The 4,624-nt window shown below is 69.5% G+C and carries 4 protein-coding genes and 1 pseudogene; all 5 read left to right on the top strand.

All coding sequences use genetic code 11. The features are described from left to right. A partial coding sequence (locus ACH4D3_RS41115; RefSeq protein ID WP_398332865.1) for a DUF308 domain-containing protein occupies window positions 1–291 on the top strand: 291 nt, incomplete at its 5' end. A 2-nt stretch (window positions 292–293) separates the two neighbouring features. Beyond that, complete coding sequence (locus ACH4D3_RS41110) at window positions 294–1,733, top strand: dihydrolipoyl dehydrogenase family protein (protein WP_398332874.1); 1,440 nt, start codon at window positions 294–296, stop codon at window positions 1,731–1,733. Window positions 1,734–1,954: 221 nt separating this feature from the next. Then, window positions 1,955–2,797, top strand: a complete 843-nt coding sequence (locus ACH4D3_RS41105; RefSeq protein WP_398332873.1) for an alpha/beta fold hydrolase — start codon at window positions 1,955–1,957, stop codon at window positions 2,795–2,797. Between the two features lie 37 nt (window positions 2,798–2,834). Continuing rightward, window positions 2,835–4,433, top strand: a complete 1,599-nt coding sequence (locus ACH4D3_RS41100) for a GMC family oxidoreductase (RefSeq protein WP_398332872.1) — start codon at window positions 2,835–2,837, stop codon at window positions 4,431–4,433. A 54-nt stretch (window positions 4,434–4,487) separates the two neighbouring features. Continuing rightward, window positions 4,488–4,624, top strand: a pseudogene (locus ACH4D3_RS41095) (ergothioneine biosynthesis glutamate--cysteine ligase EgtA); the annotation flags it as partial.

The raw sequence follows: 4,624 nt of genomic DNA, 5'->3' as shown, positions 1-4,624 counted from the left end.
GTGGGCATCGCCGCCACGTCCGGCATTCCCGCGGTGCTGCGCGTGTGGGGCGCCTGGGCCATCGTGTCCGGGCTGGTCCAGCTGATCGTGGCCGTTCCTCGCCGCAAGATGGGCGGTCAGTGGCCGATGATCCTCAGCGGCGGCATCTCCGTCCTCGCCGGTGCCTCGTTCGTCGCCTCCGCCGGTGCGGACGACCCCTCGCTCGCCAGCGCGGTCGGCTACGCCATCCCGGGCGGCATCTTCTTCCTCATCTCGGCCCTCCGCCTGGGCCGCGCCGCCAAGGAGGCCTGACCATGAGCAAGCACACGTACGACGTCGTCATCATCGGCGCGGGGCCGGTCGGCGAGAACGTCGCCGACCGGGTGGTGCAGGGCGGACTGACCGCCGCCATCGTGGAGCGGGAACTGGTGGGCGGTGAGTGCTCCTACTGGGCCTGTATGCCGACCAAGGCACTGCTGCGCAGCACGGCGGCGCTGCGCGCCGCCCGGCAACTCCCCGGGTCCAGAGAGGCGGTCTCCGGTGACCTCGACGTTGCTGCCGTGCTCCGGCGCCGCGACACCTTCGCCTCGAACTGGAAGGACGACGGGCAGGTGTCCTGGCTCGAATCGGCCGGGATCACCCTGTACCGGGGCCAGGGGCGGATCGGTTCCGACCGGGTCGTCGAGGTCACCGACGAGTCGGGGACCTCGACCGAGCTGACCGCGCGTCACGCAGTTGTGGTGGCGACCGGGACCGCCGCGCTGCTGCCGGACATCCCCGGTCTACTGGAGTCGAAGCCGTGGAGCAGCCGCGAGGCCGCCACGGCGCGCACGATTCCCGGTCGGCTCGCCGTCATCGGCGGTGGCGTTGTGGCATCGGAGATGGCGACGGCGTTCGCCGCTCTGGGCTCGTCCGTGACCGTGCTGGCCCGCGACGGTGTCCTGCCGCTCGCGGAGCCGTTCGCCGGCAAGCGGGTCACCGAGTCGTTGCGGGAGGCCGGTGTCTCGGTACGCCTCGGCGCGGAGGCCGGTGCCGTCAAGCGGGACGGCGACGGCACCGTGCACATCACGCTCACCGACGGCGAGGACATCGAAGCCGACGAGGTGCTCGTCGCAATCGGCCGCACGCCGAACACGCAGGACATCGGCCTGGAATCCGTCGGTCTGACGCCGGGTTCCTGGCTGACGGTGGACGACACGCTGCGGGTCCTCGACCAGGACGAGGCACCGCTCGGTGGCGGGTGGCTGTATGCCGCCGGCGACGTCAACCGCCGCGTGCTCCTGACCCACCAGGGCAAGTACCAGGCGCGTGCCGTGGGTGACGTCATCGTGGCGCGTGCCAAGGGCGAAACGGTCGACGACGCTCCGTGGGGCCGGCACGCGGCCACCGCCGACGAGCGCGCGGTGCCGCAGGTGGTCTTCACCGAACCGGAGATCGCGTCGGTCGGACTGACCGCCGCCGCGGCCGAAGCCGCCGGAGTGCGGACCCGCGTGGTCGACTACGACCTGGCCGCCATCGCCGGATCGGCCCTCCACGCCGAGGGGTACAAGGGACACGCCCGCATGGTCGTCGACGAGGACCGCAAGGTCATCGTCGGTTTCACACTCGTCGGACCCGACGTAGCCGAACTGATCCACGCAGCAACCATCGCAGTGGTCGGCGAAGTCCCCATCGACCGGCTGTGGCACGCCGTTCCGGCATTCCCCACAGTGAGCGAAGTGTGGCTGCGGCTGCTGGAAGCCTACGGCCACTGAGCAGCGCCGGCCCGGCCCGATGTCCCGTCCCGATGCGACCGCGAAGGGACGGGACACGCCACACGCCCGCGCCCGCGCCCGCGAAACATTGTGACGACCACAGCGGGCCACAGGTCAACCGACGAGCGGACAGGACTGAATTGATGGAAGCGCAAGCCACGCACGAGGACGGCGGTCTCCGCAGCGAGGGGTTGGAGTCGCTGGTTCTGAAGGACGGCCGAGTGCTCGAGTTCGCCGTTCAGGGGCCCGAGCACGGACCGGTCGTTCTCTTCCACCATGGCATGCCGGGTTCGGCGGTTCCCATGGAGTCCGTCTTCGGTTCGGCCACCGACAGGGGATACCGAATCGTCACGTACTCCCGCCCCGGCTACGGCACTTCGACTTCGGCGCCTGGACGCACGGTCCTCGGCACCGCAGAGGAGTGCCGTGTCCTGATGGATCATTTGGGTGCCGAGCGTTACCTTGTCGCCGGGTGGTCAACGGGCGGGCCGTACGCGTTGGCCACCGCGGTCGCGGACTCGCCGCGGGTGTCGGGAGTGCTGTTGATCGCCTCCTTCGCGCCGCATGACGCCGAAGGTCTTCCCTTCGTCAAAGGCATGGGTGTGCAGAACCATGTTCTGTTCGGTGCCGCGTCCCGGGGCGAGCAGGAACAGCGTTCGGTGGTGCGGCAGATGGCCGCTGTCGTCCGGGACAGCGATTCCTCCAACCTCGCGGACGGGATAGCCAGTCTGCTGCCCGCGGCAGACGTGACCGCGCTCACCGGACCCTACGGGGCGGACAACGCGGCGCACATGAGCCACGCTCTCGCGGCCGGTGACGACGGTTGGCTGGAGGACCTGCGGGCACTGACGAGCCCGTGGGGATTCGACCCGAGTGCGGTCACCGTCCCGGTCGAGTTGTGGCACGGAGACGTCGACCGCATGGTGCCGGTGTCGCACGGGCGCTGGCTGGCAGGACATCTGCCCACCCTCCGTGCTCACTTCGAGAACCGACACGGCCACATCTCGATAGCCGTCGGGAGCCTGGGCGACAAGCTCGACCGGCTCAGGTCGAGGGCGGCCTGACCGAAACGACCCCAGCCGTCGCGCGTATGGAGCTGTCGTGTCATCCAAGAACCTCGTTGACTACATCATTGTCGGGAGCGGAGCCGCGGGAGCCGCGTTGGCCCACCGGCTCGGTTCAAATCCGCAGAATCGGGTTCTGGTCATCGAAGCAGGTGAATCCGACCGGCATCAGCGCTATCTGATGCCCGCGCGGTTCACGCAGGCGTCGGCCGATCCACAGCACCAGCACCGGCACGCCTCCCGGGTGTTCGGGGCGGGGCGCATGGACCAGAGGCGCACGGGGTGTCTCATGGAGGGCTCGACAACGCCGAGCGGACTGATCTGGGGCAGGGACACAGAGGCGGACTACGAGGCGTGGGAGGCGGTCGGCGCCACCGGCTGGAACTGGTCCCGCTTCCTGGAGGCCTTCACCGAGATTGAGCGGCATGCCCTCGACGCCACCGTGTCCCGCGTAGGCGGCGCCTCTCGGCCGGCCGAGGCGGTGGGCCCGCAGGACGCGACGGCAGAACTGTGGCTCGATGCCTTGGCACGCCAGGGAATCGACGCGGTGGCGGACCTGAACGGCTCTCCCGATCGGGCGGCTTATGTGCCGCATCCCATGTCAACCGGTGTCCCGCAGAGTAGGGCTCGCGCGCTGCTCCGCGGGTGCGCACGGCGGCGCAATGTCCGTGTCCGCCCGCACTGTACGGCTCGACGGATCCTTTTCGAGGGCACGACCGCCATCGGGGTGGAGGCACAGACGTCCAGAGGCACGGTCCGGTTCTGGGCCCGCCGTGAGGTCATTCTCTGTGCGGGGACGATGGGCAGTCCATTGCTGCTGGAGCGAAGCGGCGTCGGGGACCCGGAAGTGCTCACCACCGCCGGCGTACATCTTGTCGCGGAAAGCCAGGCCGTCGGCGCCAACCTCAGGCAGCGCCGAGGCGCCGCACTGACGCTGCGGTTCAACGGCGTACCGGACCACGGACGGGAGTCGGCGCCGCCGATCGTGGGACCGAGGTCGAGGTTCAGGCCGGTGCTGCGACGCGCCGCGGTGTCGGCGGGCGGCGGCGCCGCGGTTCTGGCCGTGACGAACTCGGGCCACGGGACCTCGAGTCCGGACATGGAGCTGCTGTTCACGCCGGTGGTGGAGCATGACGGCCTCCACCCGGGGGCGGTCGGCGCGACAGCTGTGACCGTCGCCTTCTACCCGCGGTCGCCCACCAGCATCGGGTCGGTCCACATCACAGGACCGACCCTTGCGGACCCGCCGCGGCTCGTGCCCGGTTACCTGTCCACCGATCATGACAACGAGCTGACACTCGCGGCCTTCGCCAGAACGCGGGAGATTCTGGCGACGGAACCCTTCGCCTCGACGATGACGGAGGTGAGTCCCGGGCCGGAGGTCACGGACACACGTGACACTCTGCGGTACGTGATGGAACACGGGTTCACCAGGAAGCACGAAGTCGGTACGTGTGCCCTTGGTGCGGACGGGGCCGTTGACGAAGAGCTCCGGGTGCGCGGGACGCACAGACTGCGGGTTGCGGACGCTTCGGTGATGCCGGTACTCACCACAGGTGACACGGAGGCAGCGAGCCTGGCGGTCGGCTGGATCGCCGGTGACATCCTGCGGAACGCGAACACGCGGAGCCGATAGAGCGGCTGGCTGGTCCTGAAGTTCCACGCATGTTTCTCTCAGGAGGATCCCGACATGTCCGATTCGGTTGGTGGCTGTATCCGGCCGCGTACCGCGGTCAGTGAGGCCGAGGTCGAGGCGCTGGTCCGCGGCATCTGCTTCAAGACCGGTCCGCCCAGGCTCCTCGGCGTCGAGGTGGAATGGCTCGTCCA

This window comes from Streptomyces sp. NPDC018026 (genome assembly GCF_044327745.1).
GTDB classification, from domain to species: domain Bacteria; phylum Actinomycetota; class Actinomycetes; order Streptomycetales; family Streptomycetaceae; genus Streptomyces; species Streptomyces rubrogriseus.
The sequence above is the reverse complement of the archived record's forward strand: the minus strand, read 5'-3'. Positions and strand labels throughout refer to the sequence as shown.

What these genes read in the sequence shown, in the direction of transcription:
- ACH4D3_RS41110 (WP_398332874.1), top strand. Translation starts at nt 294, where the DNA reads ATGAGCAAGCACACGTACGACGTCGTCATCATCGGCGCGGGGCCGGTC.